This is a genomic window from Psychroserpens sp. NJDZ02 (assembly GCF_004843725.1).
GTDB lineage: Bacteria > Bacteroidota > Bacteroidia > Flavobacteriales > Flavobacteriaceae > Olleya.
In genome coordinates this window covers 2503048-2521435 of sequence record NZ_CP039451.1, presented here as the reverse complement: position 1 = coordinate 2521435, position 18388 = coordinate 2503048, and the positions used below count along the sequence as shown (strand labels likewise).

The 18388-nt window shown below is 34.7% G+C and carries 25 protein-coding genes; 3 read left to right on the top strand and 22 right to left on the bottom strand.

Going from position 1 to position 18388, the window contains the following annotated elements:
- The 22 genes from rpsE to rpsL form a co-directional block, all read right to left on the bottom strand.
- Nucleotides 1-525, bottom strand: a complete 525-nt coding sequence (rpsE, locus tag E9099_RS11000; protein ID WP_101020225.1) for a 30S ribosomal protein S5 — start codon at nt 523-525, stop codon at nt 1-3.
- A 6-nt stretch (nt 526-531) separates the two neighbouring features.
- A complete protein-coding gene (gene rplR, locus E9099_RS10995; RefSeq protein ID WP_136583656.1) occupies nt 532-885 on the bottom strand; it encodes a 50S ribosomal protein L18 in 354 nt (117 codons plus the stop codon).
- Between the two features lie 5 nt (nt 886-890).
- Nucleotides 891-1433, bottom strand: a complete 543-nt coding sequence (gene rplF / locus E9099_RS10990) for a 50S ribosomal protein L6 (RefSeq protein WP_101020230.1) — start codon at nt 1431-1433, stop codon at nt 891-893.
- Between the two features lie 18 nt (nt 1434-1451).
- Nucleotides 1452-1850 carry a 30S ribosomal protein S8 gene (gene rpsH, locus E9099_RS10985; protein ID WP_101020232.1) on the bottom strand — a complete coding sequence of 133 codons (399 nt, stop codon included), beginning with the start codon at nt 1848-1850 and terminating at the stop codon, nt 1452-1454.
- A 59-nt stretch (nt 1851-1909) separates the two neighbouring features.
- Nucleotides 1910-2179 carry a 30S ribosomal protein S14 gene (gene rpsN, locus E9099_RS10980; RefSeq protein ID WP_101020234.1) on the bottom strand — a complete coding sequence of 90 codons (270 nt, stop codon included), beginning with the start codon at nt 2177-2179 and terminating at the stop codon, nt 1910-1912.
- Nucleotides 2180-2182: 3 nt separating this feature from the next.
- Nucleotides 2183-2734, bottom strand: coding sequence for a 50S ribosomal protein L5 (gene rplE / locus E9099_RS10975; protein ID WP_101020237.1), 552 nt, complete (start codon nt 2732-2734; stop codon nt 2183-2185).
- A gap of 2 nt (nt 2735-2736) precedes the next feature.
- Entirely contained in the window at nt 2737-3048 is a 312-nt protein-coding gene (rplX, locus tag E9099_RS10970) for a 50S ribosomal protein L24 (RefSeq protein ID WP_101020239.1), read from the bottom strand.
- A gap of 11 nt (nt 3049-3059) precedes the next feature.
- A complete protein-coding gene (gene rplN, locus E9099_RS10965) occupies nt 3060-3428 on the bottom strand; it encodes a 50S ribosomal protein L14 (RefSeq protein WP_101020241.1) in 369 nt (122 codons plus the stop codon).
- A gap of 2 nt (nt 3429-3430) precedes the next feature.
- The gene (rpsQ, locus tag E9099_RS10960; RefSeq protein ID WP_028283878.1) at nt 3431-3688 is read right to left on the bottom strand and encodes a 30S ribosomal protein S17; all 258 of its coding nucleotides are present in this window, start codon (nt 3686-3688) and stop codon (nt 3431-3433) included.
- A gap of 13 nt (nt 3689-3701) precedes the next feature.
- Nucleotides 3702-3893: a 50S ribosomal protein L29 gene (rpmC, locus tag E9099_RS10955; protein ID WP_090841268.1), complete on the bottom strand. Its 192-nt coding sequence runs from the start codon at nt 3891-3893 to the stop codon at nt 3702-3704.
- A 13-nt stretch (nt 3894-3906) separates the two neighbouring features.
- The gene (gene rplP, locus E9099_RS10950; RefSeq protein ID WP_101020244.1) at nt 3907-4326 is read right to left on the bottom strand and encodes a 50S ribosomal protein L16; all 420 of its coding nucleotides are present in this window, start codon (nt 4324-4326) and stop codon (nt 3907-3909) included.
- 20 nt (nt 4327-4346) lie between these two features.
- Entirely contained in the window at nt 4347-5063 is a 717-nt protein-coding gene (rpsC, locus tag E9099_RS10945; protein WP_090841273.1) for a 30S ribosomal protein S3, read from the bottom strand.
- A gap of 7 nt (nt 5064-5070) precedes the next feature.
- Nucleotides 5071-5478 carry a 50S ribosomal protein L22 gene (gene rplV, locus E9099_RS10940; RefSeq protein ID WP_101020246.1) on the bottom strand — a complete coding sequence of 136 codons (408 nt, stop codon included), beginning with the start codon at nt 5476-5478 and terminating at the stop codon, nt 5071-5073.
- A 3-nt stretch (nt 5479-5481) separates the two neighbouring features.
- Nucleotides 5482-5760, bottom strand: coding sequence for a 30S ribosomal protein S19 (gene rpsS, locus E9099_RS10935; protein WP_027880209.1), 279 nt, complete (start codon nt 5758-5760; stop codon nt 5482-5484).
- 6 nt (nt 5761-5766) lie between these two features.
- Nucleotides 5767-6591, bottom strand: coding sequence for a 50S ribosomal protein L2 (gene rplB / locus E9099_RS10930; protein WP_101020251.1), 825 nt, complete (start codon nt 6589-6591; stop codon nt 5767-5769).
- Between the two features lie 10 nt (nt 6592-6601).
- Complete coding sequence (gene rplW, locus E9099_RS10925; protein ID WP_090841281.1) at nt 6602-6892, bottom strand: 50S ribosomal protein L23; 291 nt, start codon at nt 6890-6892, stop codon at nt 6602-6604.
- Between the two features lie 7 nt (nt 6893-6899).
- The gene (gene rplD, locus E9099_RS10920) at nt 6900-7529 is read right to left on the bottom strand and encodes a 50S ribosomal protein L4 (protein ID WP_136583655.1); all 630 of its coding nucleotides are present in this window, start codon (nt 7527-7529) and stop codon (nt 6900-6902) included.
- A complete protein-coding gene (gene rplC / locus E9099_RS10915) occupies nt 7529-8146 on the bottom strand; it encodes a 50S ribosomal protein L3 (RefSeq protein WP_101020255.1) in 618 nt (205 codons plus the stop codon). Before rplC ends, rplD begins: the two co-directional genes overlap by 1 nt.
- Before the next feature lie 143 nt (nt 8147-8289).
- Nucleotides 8290-8595 (bottom strand): 30S ribosomal protein S10, encoded by a 306-nt coding sequence (gene rpsJ, locus E9099_RS10910; RefSeq protein WP_010181931.1) that lies wholly within the window; start codon nt 8593-8595, stop codon nt 8290-8292.
- A gap of 12 nt (nt 8596-8607) precedes the next feature.
- Nucleotides 8608-10734: an elongation factor G gene (fusA, locus tag E9099_RS10905; RefSeq protein WP_136583654.1), complete on the bottom strand. Its 2127-nt coding sequence runs from the start codon at nt 10732-10734 to the stop codon at nt 8608-8610.
- Between the two features lie 3 nt (nt 10735-10737).
- Complete coding sequence (gene rpsG, locus E9099_RS10900; protein WP_101020259.1) at nt 10738-11214, bottom strand: 30S ribosomal protein S7; 477 nt, start codon at nt 11212-11214, stop codon at nt 10738-10740.
- A 21-nt stretch (nt 11215-11235) separates the two neighbouring features.
- Complete coding sequence (gene rpsL / locus E9099_RS10895; protein WP_028283866.1) at nt 11236-11610, bottom strand: 30S ribosomal protein S12; 375 nt, start codon at nt 11608-11610, stop codon at nt 11236-11238.
- A gap of 180 nt (nt 11611-11790) precedes the next feature.
- Here rpsL and E9099_RS10890 point away from each other — a divergent pair, with 180 nt between their 5' ends.
- The 3 genes from E9099_RS10890 to E9099_RS10880 all read left to right on the top strand — a co-directional run bounded on the left by E9099_RS10890 (nt 11791) and on the right by E9099_RS10880 (nt 18301).
- Nucleotides 11791-13485 (top strand): hypothetical protein, encoded by a 1695-nt coding sequence (locus E9099_RS10890; protein WP_136583653.1) that lies wholly within the window; start codon nt 11791-11793, stop codon nt 13483-13485.
- Nucleotides 13486-13602: 117 nt separating this feature from the next.
- Nucleotides 13603-16821 carry a SusC/RagA family TonB-linked outer membrane protein gene (locus E9099_RS10885; protein ID WP_136583652.1) on the top strand — a complete coding sequence of 1073 codons (3219 nt, stop codon included), beginning with the start codon at nt 13603-13605 and terminating at the stop codon, nt 16819-16821.
- A gap of 10 nt (nt 16822-16831) precedes the next feature.
- Complete coding sequence (locus E9099_RS10880; RefSeq protein ID WP_136583651.1) at nt 16832-18301, top strand: SusD/RagB family nutrient-binding outer membrane lipoprotein; 1470 nt, start codon at nt 16832-16834, stop codon at nt 18299-18301.
- The last annotated feature ends 87 nt before the right edge of the window (nt 18302-18388 follow it).

The following is an 18388-nucleotide window of genomic DNA, read 5'->3' as shown; positions in this document are numbered from 1 at the left end:
TTATCCGTTAAAAACTTTTTCTAAAGAGATACCTCTTTCACGAGCAATCGTTCTTGGGTCTCTTAGTTGTAATAAAGCATCGAAAGTTGCTTTTACAACATTATGAGGGTTTGATGAACCTTGAGATTTAGATAATACATCATGTACACCTACTGCCTCTAAAACTGTTCTCACAGCTCCACCAGCAATAACTCCTGTTCCAGGAGCTGCAGGTATAACATTTACTCTTGCACCACCAAATTTACCTTTTTGTTCATGAGGTAAAGTTCCTTTCATGATAGGGATACGAACTAAGTTTTTCTTAGCATCCTCTATTGCTTTTGCAATTGCACTAGCAACATCCTTTGACTTTCCTAAACCATGTCCTACAACACCAGCTTCATCTCCAACCACTACAATTGCCGAGAAACCGAATGCTCTACCCCCTTTTGTTACCTTAGTAACTCTCTGTACACCAACTAAACGATCTTTAAGATCTAATCCACTTGGTTTTACTAGCTCTGCGCTTCTATATTTTTTAAACATAATTTCTTAGAATTTAAGTCCGCCTTCTCTAGCTCCTTCAGCTAATGATTTGATTCTACCATGATATAAATAACCACCTCTATCAAAAGCGATAGTTGCAACACCAGCCTTTAAGGCTTTTTCTGCGATAGACTTACCTACTAATGTAGCTACTTCTACCTTATTTCCTTTTGCAACAATATCTTTATCTCTAGAAGATGAAGCGACTAATGTTTTACCATTAACGTCATCTACAATTTGAGCATAAATTTCTTTATTACTTCTAAAAACAGCTAATCTTGGTCTTGCTTCTGTACCAGAAACAACCTTACGGATTCTGTTTTTAATTCTTAATCGTCTTTCGTTTTTTGTTAACGCCATAACTATTATGCTGATTTACCTGCTTTTCTTCTTAATATTTCTCCAACAAACTTGATACCTTTACCTTTATAAGGCTCTGGTGGTCTAAATCCTCTAATCTTAGCAGCAACTTGACCAACTAACTGTTTGTCAAATGATGTTAAAACTATTTTAGGATTTTTACCTTTATCAGAAACTGTTTCCACCTTCACTTCTGGAGCTACACTTAAAACTATATTGTGAGAAAAACCTAAAGCTAATTCAAGGATATTACCTTGATTTGAAGCTCTATAACCTACACCTACTAATTCTAATTCTTTAGTCCATCCTTTAGATACACCTTCAATCATGTTGTTAACTAATGAACGATATAAACCGTGCTTAGCTTTATGGTCTTTAGTTTCTGCTGAACGTGTAACCAATACGTTACCTTCTTCAACCTTAACTTCTACAGTATTAAAATTCTGAGTTAATTCTCCTAATTTACCTTTAACTGTTATTGTGTTATTGTCTACTGTTACCGTTACTCCTTCTGGAATGGCAACTGGATTATTTCCTATTCTTGACATTTTCTTCTGGATTTTAGATTAGTAAACATAACATAAAACTTCACCACCTACGTTTTCTCTTTGCGCTTGCTTACCTGTCATAACTCCATGAGAAGTTGAAACGATAGCAATACCTAATCCATTAAGAATACGTGGTAATTCAGTAGAACCAGAATATTTTCTCAAACCAGGCTTACTGATTCTTTGTAATTTTCTAATTACTGGTTCTTTTGTTTCCTTATTATACTTTAAGGCGATTTTGATAGTACCTTGAACGGTACTATCATCGAACTTATAACTTAAAATATATCCTTGATCGAATAATATTTTAGTCATGTCCTTTTTTAAATTTGATGCAGGAATTTCTACAACTCTATGATTAGCACGCACTGCGTTTCTAATTCTAGTCAAGTAATCTGCAATTGGATCTGTATACATATGTATTGATTTGCGGACTGGGTTTTCGGACTATTCCGAACCTTAGACCATTTATAATTTTACCAACTTGCTTTTCTAACACCCGGGATTAACCCTTGGTTAGCCATCTCTCTAAACATTACACGAGACACACCAAATGTACGCATATAACCTTTTGGTCTACCAGTTAATTTACATCTATTATGTTGACGTACTGGTGATGCATTCTTTGGTAATCTTTGTAAAGCTTCATAATCTCCAGCTTCTTTCAAAGCCTTACGTTTTTCAGCATATTTAGCTACAGTTTTTGATCTTTTGACCTCACGGGCCTTCATTGATTCTTTAGCCATATCTTAATTTTTTTGAAAAGGTAAACCTAATTCAGTTAATAATGATTTTGCTTCCTTATCAGTTGGAGCAGATGTTACAAATGTAATATCCATTCCGTCAATTTTATTAACTTTATCGATATTTATTTCTGGAAAGATAATTTGCTCAGTAACTCCTAAGTTATAGTTACCTCTACCATCAAATCCTGTAGCTTTAATTCCGTTAAAATCTCTAACACGTGGAAGTGCTGAAGTTATTAAACGGTCTAAAAACTCATACATTCTTTCTCCTCTTAACGTAACTTTCGCACCAATTGGCATTCCTTTACGTAATTTGAAAGATGCAACATCTTTTTTAGATATAGTAGCAACTGCTTTTTGACCAGTAATCGTAGTAAACTCATCTACTGCGTGATCTACAAGCTTTTTATCTGCAACTGCAGCTCCAACTCCTCTAGATAATACTATCTTTTCTAGTTTTGGAACTTGCATTACATTACTGTATCCAAATTCTTCTGTAAGAGCAGCAATTACTTTGCTTTTATACTCTTCTTTTAGTCTCGGTGAATATCCCATAACTATATTACTTCATTAGATTTTTTAGAAAATCTGACTTTTTTATCACCTTCAACTCTGTAACCTATTCTAGTTGCTTCTCCCTTCGAAGTTAACAATGATAAGTTAGAGATATTGATTGGCGCCTCTTTTTCTACGATACCTCCTTGAGGGCTTTGTGCACTTGGTTTAGTATGTTTCTTAACCATGTTCACACCTTCAACTATAGCTTTGTTTTTTTCAATAAAGACCTTTTGTACTTTACCTTCAGAACCTTTATGGTCACCAGCTATAATTTTGACTGTATCTCCTGTTTTAATTTTAAGCTTTGTCATTTTTTTATCAATTAAAGCACCTCTGGTGCCAATGATACAATTTTCATGAATGATTTATCACGAAGTTCTCTAGCTACAGGTCCAAATACACGTGTTCCTCTCATTTCACCCGTTGGGTTTAAAAGTACACAAGCATTATCGTCAAATCTAATATAAGATCCGTCTGGACGTCTAACTTCTTTCTTTGTACGTACAACAACTGCTGTAGATACAGCTCCTTTTTTAATGTTTCCATTAGGAGTTGCATCTTTAACAGTGACAACAATTTTGTCACCTACAGAAGCGTATCTTCTCTTAGTACCACCTAGAACTCGTATTGTTAATACTTCTTTAGCTCCAGTGTTATCTGCTACTCTTAGTCTTGATTCTTGCTGTACCATAATTACTTCGCTCTTTCAATTATTTCAACTAATCTCCAACATTTAGATTTACTTAAAGGTCTTGTTTCCATGATCTTTACTGTATCTCCGATATTGCAATCGTTTGTCTCATCGTGTGCAACATATTTCTTTGTTTTTAACACGAACTTTCCGTACATAGGGTGTTTTACTTTTTTAACTTCAGCAACCACTATTGATTTTTGCATCTTGTTACTAGTAACGATCCCGATACGCTCTTTTCTTAAGTTTCTTTTTTCCATCTTGTAAGCAGAATTATTGTAAATCTCTTTTAGTTAATTCTGTTGCAATTTTTGCAACCGAACGTCTTACTTGACGTAATTGAATTGGGTTCTCTAAAGGAGAAACTGCATGAGCCATTTTTAAATCTGAATAGCTCTTCTTTGTTTCACTAAGTTTCTCTTGTAACTCAGCTACAGATAATTCTTTAATTTCTGATTGTTTCATAATATCAAATAAATTATGCTTCGTAATCTCTAGCGATTACAAACTTAGTTTTTACTGGTAATTTTTGAGCTGCAAGTCTTAATGCTTCTTTAGCAACATCTAAAGGCACTCCTCCAACTTCAAAAAGGATTCTTCCTGGTTTAACAACTGCTGCCCAATATTCTACTGCACCTTTACCTTTACCCATACGTACTTCAAGAGGCTTTTTTGTAATAGGCTTGTCTGGAAATATCTTTATCCAAAGTTGACCTTCTCTTTTCATGTGACGTGTAGCGGCAATACGAGCTGCTTCTATTTGACGTGATGTTAAAAAATTAGAATCCAATGATTTTATTCCAAAAGTTCCGTTTGAAAGTAAGTGACCTCTACCCGAGTTCCCTTTCATACGTCCTTTTTGCATTTTTCTAAATTTTGTTCTTTTAGGCTGTAACATTTTTTCTGTTCTTTAAAAAATTACTTTCTACGACGTTGTTGTGGCTTTCCACCTTGGCGTCCACCTTTTCCTTGCTTCTTAGCTAAGCCAACAAGAGGAGAAAGTTCTCTTTTACCATATACTTCACCTTTCATGATCCATACTTTGACCCCTAATCTACCATAAGTAGTATGAGACTCAACTAAAGCATAGTCAATATCGGCTCTGAATGTAGATAAAGGAATACGTCCTTCTTTGTAGTGTTCTGAACGTGCCATCTCTGCCCCGTTTAAACGTCCACTAATTTGAATTTTAATTCCTTCAGCATTCATTCGCATTGTAGCAGCAATAGCCATTTTTATAGCACGTCTGTATGAAATTCTGTTTTCAATTTGACGAGCAATGCTAGATCCTACTAAAAATGCATCAAGTTCAGGTCTTTTAATTTCAAATATATTAATCTGAACTTCTTTCCCTGTAATTTTCTTAAGCTCTTCTTTTAACTTGTCTACCTCTTGTCCACCTTTTCCGATAATAATACCAGGTCTAGCAGTAGTGATAGTAACGGTTACAAGTTTTAAAGTTCTCTCAATAATTACACGAGATACACTAGCTTTAGATAAACGCGCGTGAACGTATTTTCTGATCTTATCGTCTTCGGCAAGTTTATCACCATAATCGTTTCCTCCATACCAGTTAGATTCCCATCCTCTGATAATTCCTAAGCGATTTCCGATTGGATTTGTCTTTTGTCCCATATCTATCTTAGCTTTGTGTGTTATTGTTAGCTCCTACCACGATTGTTACGTGGTTAGAGCGTTTTCTTATTCTGTGAGCACGTCCTTGTGGTGCTGGACGCAATCTTTTTAACATAGATCCACCATCTACTCTTATTTCTTTAACGATTAACTCAGCATCTTCGATACTAGCATCCTCGTTTTTTGCCTGCCAATTAGCTATCGCTGAAAGTAATAATTTCTCTAAACGATTTGAAGCTTCTTTTTGACTGAATTTCAAAATATTAAGTGCCTTTTCTACGCGTTCACCTCTTACTAAATCGGCTACTAAACGCATTTTTCTTGGTGACGTAGGACAGTTATTAAGTTTAGCAAAAGCGATTTGCTTTTTACCTTCCTTAATAGCGTCTGCCATTTGTTTTTTACGACTTCCCATAGCTTACTTTTTACCTTTATTTTTAGCACCCGCATGACCTCTAAAAGATCTTGTTGGTGAAAATTCTCCTAATTTATGCCCAACCATGTTTTCTGTAACATAAACTGGAACAAACTGACGACCGTTATGTACTGCGATTGTTTGTCCAACAAAATCTGGAGTTATCATACTTGCTCTTGACCAAGTTTTGATAACCGTTTTCTTGTTAGCTTCAACATTAGCAGCTACTTTTTTCTCTAATTTATAGTGAACGTAAGGTCCTTTTTTTAATGATCTTGCCATGATTTCTTATTTCTTTCTACGTTCTATAATATATTTATTACTCGCTTTAGTTTTAGAACGTGTTCTATATCCTTTAGCTGGTATACCGTTTCTAGAACGTGGATGTCCACCTGATGACTTACCTTCACCACCTCCCATTGGGTGATCTACTGGGTTCATTACAACTGGTCTTGTTCTTGGTCTTCTACCTAACCATCTACTACGTCCTGCTTTACCAGAAACTAATAATTGATGATCAGAGTTAGATACTGCTCCAATTGTTGCTGCACATGTTACTAGAATTAATCTAGTTTCACCTGAAGGCAATTTAATTGTAGCAAACTTACCATCCCTAGCCATTAATTGAGCAAAAGCTCCAGCACTTCTTGCCATTACAGCACCTTGTCCTGGTCTTAACTCTACACAAGAAATAATTGTACCAAGTGGAATATTTGCTAATGGCATTGCATTTCCTATTTCAGGAGCTACACTTTCACCAGAAACAACTGTTTGTCCAACTTGTAAACCATTTTGAGCAATGATATAAGTCTTTTCACCATCTTGATAATTTAACAAAGCGATGAATGCTGTTCTGTTTGGATCGTATTGGATTGAAGCTACTTCAGCAGGAATACCTGCTTTAGATCTCTTGAAATCGATAATACGATATCTACGTTTATGACCACCACCTTTGTAGCGCATTGTCATACGTCCTTGACTGTTTCTACCACCTGATCGTTTTTTCGGAGCCAATAGGCTTTTTTCCGGCTTATCAGTAGTAATGGCGTCAAATCCGTTTACTACTCTAAATCGCTGACCTGGTGTGATTGGTTTTAATTTTCTTACTGACATTTGTCTTTAATTACATGTTAGTGTATAAATCAATCATTTCACCTTCCGCCAGTTGTACAATTGCTTTTTTCTTAGCATTTGTTTTACCATGTTGAATACCAGTTTTAGTAAACTTGGTACTTCTATCTGGACGGACATTAATAGTACGAACTTTTTCAACAGAAACTCCATAAGCAGCTTCCACTGCTTTTTTGATTTCTACCTTGTTCGCCTTAGTGTTCACAAAAAAGCTAAAACAATTGTTCAACTCGCTATTAGCGGTTGCTTTTTCTGTGATTATAGGTTTAATTAAGATATTCATTTTGTTTCTATTTACTTAAATTCGACTCAATAGCTTCTAAAGAACTCTCTAGAAGAATAACTTGATTTGCATTTAATATTTTATAAGTACTTAATTCTGAGCTCATTACAACTTCAGAGCCTTTTAAATTACGTGATGACAAATATACATTATTATTTGACGCACCCAACACAAACAATGATTTTTTGTTTTGTAGCTCTAACGCATTTAAAATTGCTGTGAAATTTTTAGTCTTTGGAGCATCAAAATTAAAGTCTTCTAAAACAATAATTGACTTTTCATTTGCCTTAATACTAAAAGCTGATTTACGTGCTAAACGTTTTAAGCTTTTGTTTAATTTGAATGAATAATTTCTAGGTCTTGGTCCGAACATACGTCCACCTCCTCTAAAAACTCCTGACTTAATACTACCAGCTCTGGCTGTACCAGTACCTTTTTGTTTTTTAATCTTACGTGTACTTCCAGTAATCTCAGCACGCTCTTTAGCTTTGTGAGTTCCCTGTCTTTGGTTTGCTAAGTATTGCTTAACATCCAAATATACAGCATGATTATTAGGTTCAATAGCAAAAACACCATCAGAAAGGTCTGCCTTTCTACCTGTTTCTTTTCCGTTTATATCTAAAACTGCTACTTTCATTATTTTCTAATAATTACATAAGCGTTTTTATGTCCAGGTACACAACCTTTAACAACAAGTAAGTTCTTTTCTGGAACTACTTTTAAAACTCTTAAATTTTCAACTTTAACTGAGTCTGTTCCCATTCTACCTGCCATACGCATTCCTTTGAATACTCTTGCAGGATAAGAAGCCGCTCCAATAGATCCTGGTGCTCTTAAACGGTTATGTTGACCGTGAGTAGCTTGACCTACACCCGCGAAACCATGACGTTTAACAACCCCTTGAAATCCTTTTCCTTTTGATGTACCTGATACATCAACAAATTCACCTTCAGCAAAATGCTCAACAGTGATTGCATCACCTAACTTGTACTCCGCACCAAAACCTTTAAATTCGACCATTTTGCGTTTTACAGAAGTCCCTGCTTTCTTCACATGACCTAAGTCAGCTTTAGTAGCACTTTTTTCTGTCGCGTCATCGAAACCAAGTTGAACAGCACTATAGCCGTCAACTTCTTCAGTTCTGACTTGGGTAACGATACATGGTCCAGCTTCGATTACTGTACATGGCATATTTTTACCATTTTCATCGAAAATGCTGGTCATACCGATTTTTCTTCCAATTAACCCAGACATAATTTTTATTTATTTGTTATTACTATTTATTAAAACACAAGGCTGAAAATACGTTTCAGCCTTGAATTGTATTTTAACCGTTTTTCCTTCGCTCGAAGCTTAGGACATGTTTCGCTTAATCAACGTTAAACGAATGAGTTTACTTAAACCTTAATTTCAACTTCTACTCCACTTGGCAATTCAAGTTTCATCAAAGCGTCAATTGTTTTAGAAGATGAAGAGTAAATATCTAATAATCTCTTGTAAGAGCTTAATTGAAATTGTTCTCTTGACTTCTTATTAACGTGAGGTGAACGTAATACAGTGAAAATTTTCTTGTGTGTTGGTAATGGAATTGGTCCAGTTACAACAGCACCAGTACTTTTTACCGTTTTTACAATCTTTTCAGCAGACTTGTCTACTAAGTTATGATCGTAAGACTTTAATTTTATTCTAATTTTTTGACTCATTTTCTTAACTTTTTAAGATTGTTCTCCTTTAGCTGCTTTAATCACTTCTTCAGATACATTTGAAGGTGTTTGAGCATAGTGTGAAAATTCCATTGTTGATGTTGCACGACCAGAAGATAAAGTTCTCAAAGTTGTTACATAACCAAACATTTCTGATAATGGCACGGTAGCTTTTATTGTCTTTGCACCAGCACGGTCACCCATACCTTCCATCATACCTCTTCTTCTATTTAAATCACCTACAATATCACCCATGTTCTCTTCTGGTGTGATAACCTCTAGCTTCATAATAGGCTCCATGATTACAGCTTTAGCAGCTTTAGCACAGTTTTTAAATCCTAATTTAGCAGCTAATTCGAAAGATAATTGATCAGAATCCACATCATGGTAAGATCCATCTCTTAAGGTAACTTTCATTGAATCTACTTCAAAACCTGCTAATGGTCCATTAACCATCGCCATTTTAAATCCTTTTTCAATTGAAGGTATAAATTCCTTAGGAACGTTACCACCTTTAATTACAGATTCAAATTGAAGACCAACAACACCTTCATCAGCTGGCTCTACTGTAAATACAATATCAGCAAATTTACCACGACCACCAGATTGTTTCTTATAAACCTCTCTATGATCTGCTACTGCAGTAATAGCTTCTTTATACTCAACTTGAGGTTGCCCTTGATTTACTTCAACATTAAACTCACGTCTTAAACGATCTACAATAACATCAAGGTGAAGCTCACCCATTCCTGAAATAATAGTCTGTCCTGAAGCTTCATCTGAACGTACAGTAAACGTAGGATCTTCTTCAGCTAATTTAGCTAAGCCCATACCTAATTTATCAACATCTGCTTTAGTCTTAGGCTCAACCGCAATACCAATTACTGGATCAGGGAAGTCCATAGATTCTAAAACGATAGGATGCTCTTGATCTGAAAGTGTATCTCCTGTTTTGATTGACTTAAATCCAACAGCAGCTCCAATATCTCCAGCCTCTATATAATCAATTGCATTTTGCTTGTTTGCATGCATTTGGTAAATACGTGAGATACGTTCTTTTTTACCAGAACGGTTATTTAACACATAAGAACCAGCATCTAAACGACCAGAATAAGCTCTAAAAAACGCTAAACGACCTACAAAAGGATCTGTAGCAATTTTAAATGCTAAAGCTGCGAAAGGCTCCTTAACACTTGGCTTACGAATTTCTTCTTTGTCAGTATCTGGGTTAATTCCAACAATACCTTCCTTATCCATAGGAGAAGGCAAGTAACGACATACAGCATCCAATAAGAACTGAACACCTTTGTTTTTAAACGCAGAACCACAAATCATAGGAATAATAGCCATATCCATTACAGCTGCTCTAAGTGCTTTATGCACTTCGTCTTCTGTAATAGAATCTTCATCTTCCATAAATTTCTCTAAAAGATTCTCATCATAACTTGCTACTTCTTCAATTAAAAGTGCACGATATTTACGAGCTTCTTCTTTCATATCCTCAGGGATTTCGATAACATCGAAAGTCGCTCCTTGAGTCTCATCATGCCATACAATAGCACGATTCTTTACTAAATCTATAATACCTTTAAAATCCTCTTCGTCACCAATGTTTAAAACGATTGGCACCGCATTAGATTTCAACATATCTTTTACTTGTTGACAAACACCTAAAAAGTCAGATCCTTGACGGTCCATTTTATTAACGAAACCAATTCTAGGTACTTTATAGTTATCAGCTAATCTCCAGTTAGTTTCAGATTGAGGCTCAACACCATCAACTGCACTAAATAAAAACACCAAACCATCTAATACACGTAACGATCTATTTACCTCTACAGTAAAATCAACGTGACCAGGAGTATCAATAATGTTAAAGTGATAATCCTTTGTTTCAGCAATAGGCTCAGCATTTTCCAATGGAAACTTCCAAGTACAAGTAGTAGCTGCAGACGTAATAGTAATACCACGCTCCTGCTCTTGCTCCATCCAGTCCATTGTAGCTGCACCATCATGTACTTCTCCAATTTTGTGAGAAACTCCTGTATAATAAAGAACACGTTCTGTTGTTGTAGTTTTACCTGCATCAATATGAGCCGCAATCCCAATGTTTCTTGTATATTTTAAATCTCTTGCCATTTCTTAAAATCTAAAGTGAGAGAATGCTTTGTTAGCCTCAGCCATCTTGTGCGTATCCGTACGTTTTTTTACTGCTGCTCCTTCTTCTTTAGCTGCTGCTAAAATTTCTGAAGCTAAACGTAACGCCATAGATTTTTCATTTCTCTTACGAGAAAAACTAATTAACCATTTCATTGCAGTTGACACCTTACGGTCTGCACGTATTGGGTTAGGTATTTGAAAGGTCGCTCCACCTACTCTACGACTACGTACTTCTACGTGAGGCATAACGTTAGATAATGCTTCTTTCCAAATCTCTAAAGCTGTTTTCTCTTCGTCTGTTTTCTTAGTCTCTACAATGTCAATTGCATCATAAAATACTTTGAAAGCTACAGACTTCTTACCATCCCACATCATCATGTTAACAAATCTAGTTACTAACTGATCGTTAAATCGAGGATCTGGTAAAAGCGGTCTTTTTTTTGCTGCTCTTTTTCTCATGTCTTCTTCTTAAGTTTTTAATTAACTTTTAGGGCGTTTTGCACCATACTTAGATCTACGTTGTGTTCTACCGGCAACACCTGCTGTGTCTAAAGCACCACGAACGATGTGATATCTAACTCCTGGTAAATCTTTTACCCTTCCACCTCTAACCAATACTATCGAGTGCTCTTGTAAATTGTGACCTTCTCCACCGATGTATGCATTTACTTCGTTACCGTTTGTTAAACGAACCCTTGCTACCTTACGCATTGCTGAGTTAGGTTTTTTAGGTGTCGTTGTATAAACACGAGTACACACACCACGTCTTTGAGGACACGAATCTAAAGCAGCCGATTTACTCTTCTTGGTTATTTTGGCTCTTCCTTTTCGTACTAATTGTGAAATTGTTGGCATATAATTCTGATATAATTTTATGTTACCTCTCTCTAAGAGGGGTGCAAATGTAGTGATTAAATTCAAGTAATCAAATCATAATCCATTAATTTTCAATAGAATTTAAAATAATATTAATAGGACATATCAAATAGTAAGTTTTTTACGTTAGTTTTACTTTTAACACTTAAACAAACTAGCTTGCATTTTAAAAACTATATCACCCTTTTTGTTCTGATCCTATTTTCTTCATTAATTAGAAGTCAAGATTTACAATTACAAATAATAGGTTTTACACCACAAGAAACTTCAATTATATCCAGATACAGTTACCCCATTTCGCATACCTCCTTAGAATCCATTAAAAAAAACGTAGCTCTATTTCAAAACAAACTTTTAGAAAACGGCTACTTAAATCATAAATTGGTAGCGATAAGCAAGACAACTGACTCTTTTTATGTGGCACAAATTCATTTAAAAAATAAAATTGAAAACATACATATATATATAGACTCTCTTTTAAACACACAAAGTTACTTTTCAAAATTAAATTTACCAGAGATAAAAAACAATCATATCTATCTACCTTATTTAAATATAGAGAGCCAATTAAAAAATTTCAATACAACAATAAGTGCATCGGGTTATCCTTTTTCAACCCTAAAACTCGTAGACATAACACAAAAAAATCCTTCCACACTTTCTGCCAAATTAATTATAGACACACAAGACGACATAAGACGTTTGGATAAAATAATTATTAAAGGTTATGAAAAATTCCCAAAATCCTACTTAAAGCATTATTTAAAAATAAAACCAAATAAAATTTTTAATATTGAATCAGTAAATAAGAAAATTATCAATCTCAATAATCTAAGTTTTACAAGACAAACAAAAAGTCCTGAAATATTATTCACTAGAGACTCCACGCAACTTTATTTGTATTTAAAAAAAATGTCAAGTAACAATTTTGACGGCTTTATTGGATTCGCCACTAATGAAGTTTCTAATAAAATTGAATTTAACGGTTATCTAAATCTACAACTGGTTAATAATTTAAATTATGGCGAAAGTTTATATTTAGATTATAAAAGTGACGAAGGCGAACAGAAAAATTTTAATCTAATTGCAAACCTCCCTTACCTATTTAACTCTCCTTTAGGCTTAGAAACCTCACTTAATATCACTAAAAGAGATTCTACTTTTATCACTACAAAACAAAAAGCTAGTTTGTTTTTTCAACTCAACCCTAAAAACACAATATATGCTGGCCTTCAAAGTACAGCGTCTAGCAACCTATCTAATACAGATTTAATCACTGTTGTAGATTATAACTCTAATTTTTATACCGCAAAATATCAATTTCTACAACGACAAAATGAAGAAAAATTATTTCAAATTAAATCACAATTAACAGCAGAATTTGGAATCGGAAAACGAAAAACAAGTTTTGGCAACGAAAATCAAACTTTGATAGACATTAATGCCAGTCATATTTTTAATTTAAATAAAAACAACAGTATCTATATAAAAGGTATACTACAAATTATAAACTCGGAAAACTATCTAGAAAACGAGCTTTATAGATTTGGAGGAATAAACAGCATCAGAGGTTTTACAGAAAACAGTTTAACCGCAAATAACCTCTATGCACTAAATACAGAATACAGATATAAACTTAGCAATACTATATTCTTGAACTCCATTATTGATTTTGCTGATTTTAAGAATAAAATTCTAGAACAAAAAGAGACTTTATATAGCATAGGATTTGGATTTGGAATATTAACTAAAGGTGGCTTATTACGCTTTATTTATGCTAATGGCAGAAAAAATAACGACAGTTTTAATTTTTCACAATCTAAGATACATCTTAGTTTAAAATCAACATTTTGACTTAATATAAAACAATATCCAAGCATGTATTAATTAATTAACAAAAAAAACCGAATAATTATTGTTTTATTAACAAATTATTAGCAGTTTTGATGTAGACTAATTTAATATATTAATATGAAAACAAATTTAAATCGAATTTTAACACTGTTTCTTGTGATGATAGCCAGCCTGTCATACGCCCAGGAACGAACAATTTCAGGAGTAATAACTGATGAAAACGGTTTACCACTGCCCTCTGCAACTATTGTTGTTAAAGGCACATCAAATGGTAGCACATCCGATTTTGACGGAAAATACTCTATACAAGCCAGTAATGGCCAAGTATTAAACTTTAGCTATGTAGGTTATGATTCTCTAGAAAAAACAATTGGATCAAGTAGCACTATAAGTGTAAGCTTAACACCTGGTAATACTTTAGACGAAGTTGTTGTAACAGCTTTAGGTATTAAAAGAGAGAAGAAAAGTTTAGGTTATGCTACTCAAGAAGTAGATGGAGAAGCTGTTTCTAAAGTAAAGAGCTCAAACTTTGTAAATTCTTTATCTGGAAAAGTTGCCGGTTTAGATATTAAAAGTTCAGGAACATTAGGAGGATCAACCAATGTAGTAATTAGAGGTAGTAATTCTATTTCAGGTAACAACCAAGCGCTTTTTGTAATTGATGGCGTTCCAATTAGTAACAGCAATACAAACACCGCAACTCAACAATCCGGTGGAGGTGGATACGATTACGGTAATGCATCTTCAGATGTAAACCCTGATGACATTGAAACTATCAACGTTTTAAAAGGTGCAGCAGCAACAGCCTTATATGGCTCTAGAGGTATGCATGGTGCGATAATTATCACGACTAAAAAAGGTAAAACTAAAAAAGGTATCGGAGTAACAATCAGCTCTAGTGTAATGCTTGGACAAGCAGACAAAGAAACTCTACCAGAATATCAAAACAAATATGGTGCAGGTTATGGAGCATACTACGATGATCCAACTGAACAATTTTTCTATGAAGATATTGACGGTGATGGTAATCCTGATCTAATAACTCCGACAACAGAAGATGCTTCTTATGGTGCTGCGTTTGACCCAAATCTATTAGTTTTTCAATGGGATAACTTATACCCACAACTTGAAGGATACGGACAAGCATCTCCATGGGTTGCTGGAGAAAACAATCCTAATTCTGTTTGGGGTACTTCAGGTACGTACGTTAACTCAGTAGGTTTAGACGGATCTAGCGATACTAGCTCTTTCAGATTAGGTTATACTAATATGTTACAAGAAGGAAATTTACCGAATAGTGAAATAAAAAGAAACTCTATCACCTTTAGTGGTTCAAACGATTTTTCAGACAAACTAACTGCTACAACAAATTTTACTTACACAAAAACAAGCGGAAAAGGCCGTTATGGTACAGGTTATGACTCGAACAACGTAATGCAACAATTTAGACAATGGTTTCAAACTAACGTGGACCTTAGAGCTCAAAAAAACGCCTATTTTGCTACAGGAGAAAACATAACTTGGAATACTTCTAGTCCAACTGATCTATCTCCAATTTATTCAGACAACCCTTACTGGACGTTTTATGAAAATTACGAAACAGATTCAAGAAACAGATATTATGGTAATGTTTCTTTAAACTATGAAATAAATGATTGGTTAAGTTTTATGGGACGATTTGCCTATGACACTTATACAGAACTTCAAGAAGAAAGAACTAACGTTGGAAGTGCAAACGTATCAAAATACTCTAGATTCAATAACCAAGTAGCAGAATATAACTACGATTTATTTTTAAATTTCAATAGAGATCTTAGTGAAAAATTAAACCTAGATGGAAACATTGGTTTCAACTTAAGAAGACAAACATGGGAATCAATCAGAGCAGAAACTAACGGAGGACTAGGTATCCCCGGTTTATACACCCTTACCAATTCTGTAAGCCCTATTATAGCTCCTGTTGAGTACAACGCAAAAAAAATGGTAGATGGTATGTTTGCCAGAGCTAGTTTAGGATATGATGGATTTGCTTTTATTGAAGGTACATATAGAAGAGATCGTTCTTCTTCATTACCTGTGGAAAATAACACCTACGGATATTACTCTGCTTCAGGAAGTTTAGTTTTTTCTAAATTTGTAAAAACAGATTGGTTATCATTTGGTAAATTAAGAGCAAATTATGCTGAAGTTGGTGATGATACTAGCCCATATAGAGTATACAATACTTATGGTATTTCAGCGCCTTTTGATGGTTCTGGTATAGCATCAAACCCATCTGCACTAAATAACCTAGAGCTAAAACCACAAAGACAAAAATCTTATGAATTTGGATTAGAAATGGCTATTTTAAATAGAAGAGCTGGTTTAGATCTTGCTTATTACAATACTACAACAGAAGATCAAATTGTAAACGTACCAGGTTCAGCATCCACAGGTTATGCTTCTCGTTGGGAAAATGCAGGTACTATAGAGAACAAAGGTATTGAAGTACAACTTTATGGAACACCTATCAAAACAGAAAACTTTAATTGGAACATCTCTGTTAACTGGTCTAAAAATGAAAACAAAGTACTTGAGTTAAGAGATGGAATAGAAAATCTACAAATCGCAAGTTTACAAGGTGGGGTATCTATTAATGCCACACCAGGAGAGGCCTATGGAACGATTAGAGGTACAAATTACATATATCAAGACGGTGAAAAAGTAGTTGGAACAGATGGATACTACCTAGTATCTGATACGTCTAACGAAATAATAGGTAATGTTAACCCTGACTGGAAAGCTGGTATAAACAATACTATCAATTACAAAAATGTTAGTTTAAACTTTTTAGTGGATATCCAACAAGGAGGAGACATCTTTTCTTTAGACACTTGGTATGGTTATGCAACTGGTTTATATGATTTTACTGCAGGCTTAAATGACCTTGGTAATCCAGTTAGAAACCCAGTTACAACAGGAAACGATAGTGGCGGTGTCATACTTCCAGGAGTGCAGGCTGACGGAACAACAAACAGCGTCCGTGCAGCAGCAACATCTTATAACAATCCTTGGGGATATGCTAAAAACCCAAATGCAGCACACGTATATGATGCATCTTATGTTAAACTTAGAGAATTAAGCTTAACTTACAAGTTAGGTGAAAAAACATTACAAAAACTACCATTTACTAATGCCTCATTTTCTATCATTGGTAGAAACCTATGGATAATCCATAAAAACTTACCATACTCAGATCCTGAAGCAGGATTAAGTTCTGGAAACGTCCAAGGTTATCAATCTGGAGCATACCCTACAATTAGAGAAATAGGAGCAAGTTTAAAACTACAATTTTAATTACAGCATTATGAAAAAAATAATAATACCAATACTGAGTTTAATCCTACTTTCGTCATGCATGAGTGATGATAGATATGACGAACTAAATCAAGACCCAAAAAATCCAAAACTGGTTACAGAGGATGTCCTATTTACTGCAGCTACTAAAAGCTTAGTAGATCAAATGTCAAGCACCAACGTTAACAACAACGTATTCAAGCTTTTAGCGCAATATTTTACACAAACGACATACGTTGATGAATCCAATTATGACTTAAACACAAGGAGCATCACAGACAATCATTGGTCAGAAATGTATATAGATGTGCTATTCGATTTAAAAGACGCTAAAAGTAAAGTAATCTCCAATGTTGAACTTACCGATTCCGAAAAAATGGGTCGTTTAGCTCAAATTGAAGTATTATCTATTTACACATGGCAACAATTAGTGGATACATTTGGAGATATTCCTTACACACAAGCCTTAGATATAATACAATATCCATTACCAGAATATGATGATGCTGGATCAATAATTTATCCAGATTTAATTAACAGATTGGATGCTATAATTTCAGATTTTGATACCTCTACTGGTTTTGGTTACAACCCAATAATAGGAGATGTAGCCGACAGACTATACGACGGAGATATGGCCAGTTGGAAAAAATTCGCTAATTCTTTAAAGCTAAGAATAGGTATCCGTTTATCTGACGTTAACCCAACTTTATCACAATCGACAGTTGAATCTGCAGTAAATAGTGGGGTTTTCACCTCTAATGCAGATAACGCAATATTCAATTATTTAAGTGCAACACCTAATACTAATCCATTATGGGTTGATTTAGTGCAATCGGGTCGTAAAGATTTTGTTGCAGCCAACACAATAATAGATATTATGAATACACTAGATGACCCTAGAACAGATAATTACTTCAAAGAAAACTTAGGAGGAGGAATTTTTCAAGGTGGTATTTATGGCGACAACAATAGCTTTTCAGGAAACTCGCAACTAGGCGCACTTCTGCACGAAGCAACATTCGCTGGAGTCTTAATGGACTATAGTGAAGTTTCTTTTTACTTAGCAGAAGCAGCAGAACAAAGCTTCAATGTTGGAGGCCCTGCAGCTACTTTTTATGCTAACGGGATTACAGCATCAATAGAATACTGGGGAGGAACCACTGCAGACGCTGTTGATTACCTAGCCAATACTTCAGTAGCCTATGGTACAGCTGCAGGTACTTGGAGAGAAAAAATTGGAACTCAATTTTGGTTAGCTATGTATAACAGAGGTTTTGAAGGATGGACCGTTTGGAGAAAGTTTGATGCACCTGCCATGAACGTATTTATAACAGAAGACGACATCGCACTACCTGTACCCCTAAGATATACTTACCCAGTTGACGAACAAAATTTGAATCAAACAAACTGGTCTGCTGCATCTGCTGCTATTGGTGGAGACACGCAAACAACAAAATTATTTTGGGATATCAATTAATTGTTCCACAATAAAACCTTTAAAAAACCTCATAATTTGAATTATGAGGTTTTTTTTTAAAATAAAAACTCATTAAATAATCAATAC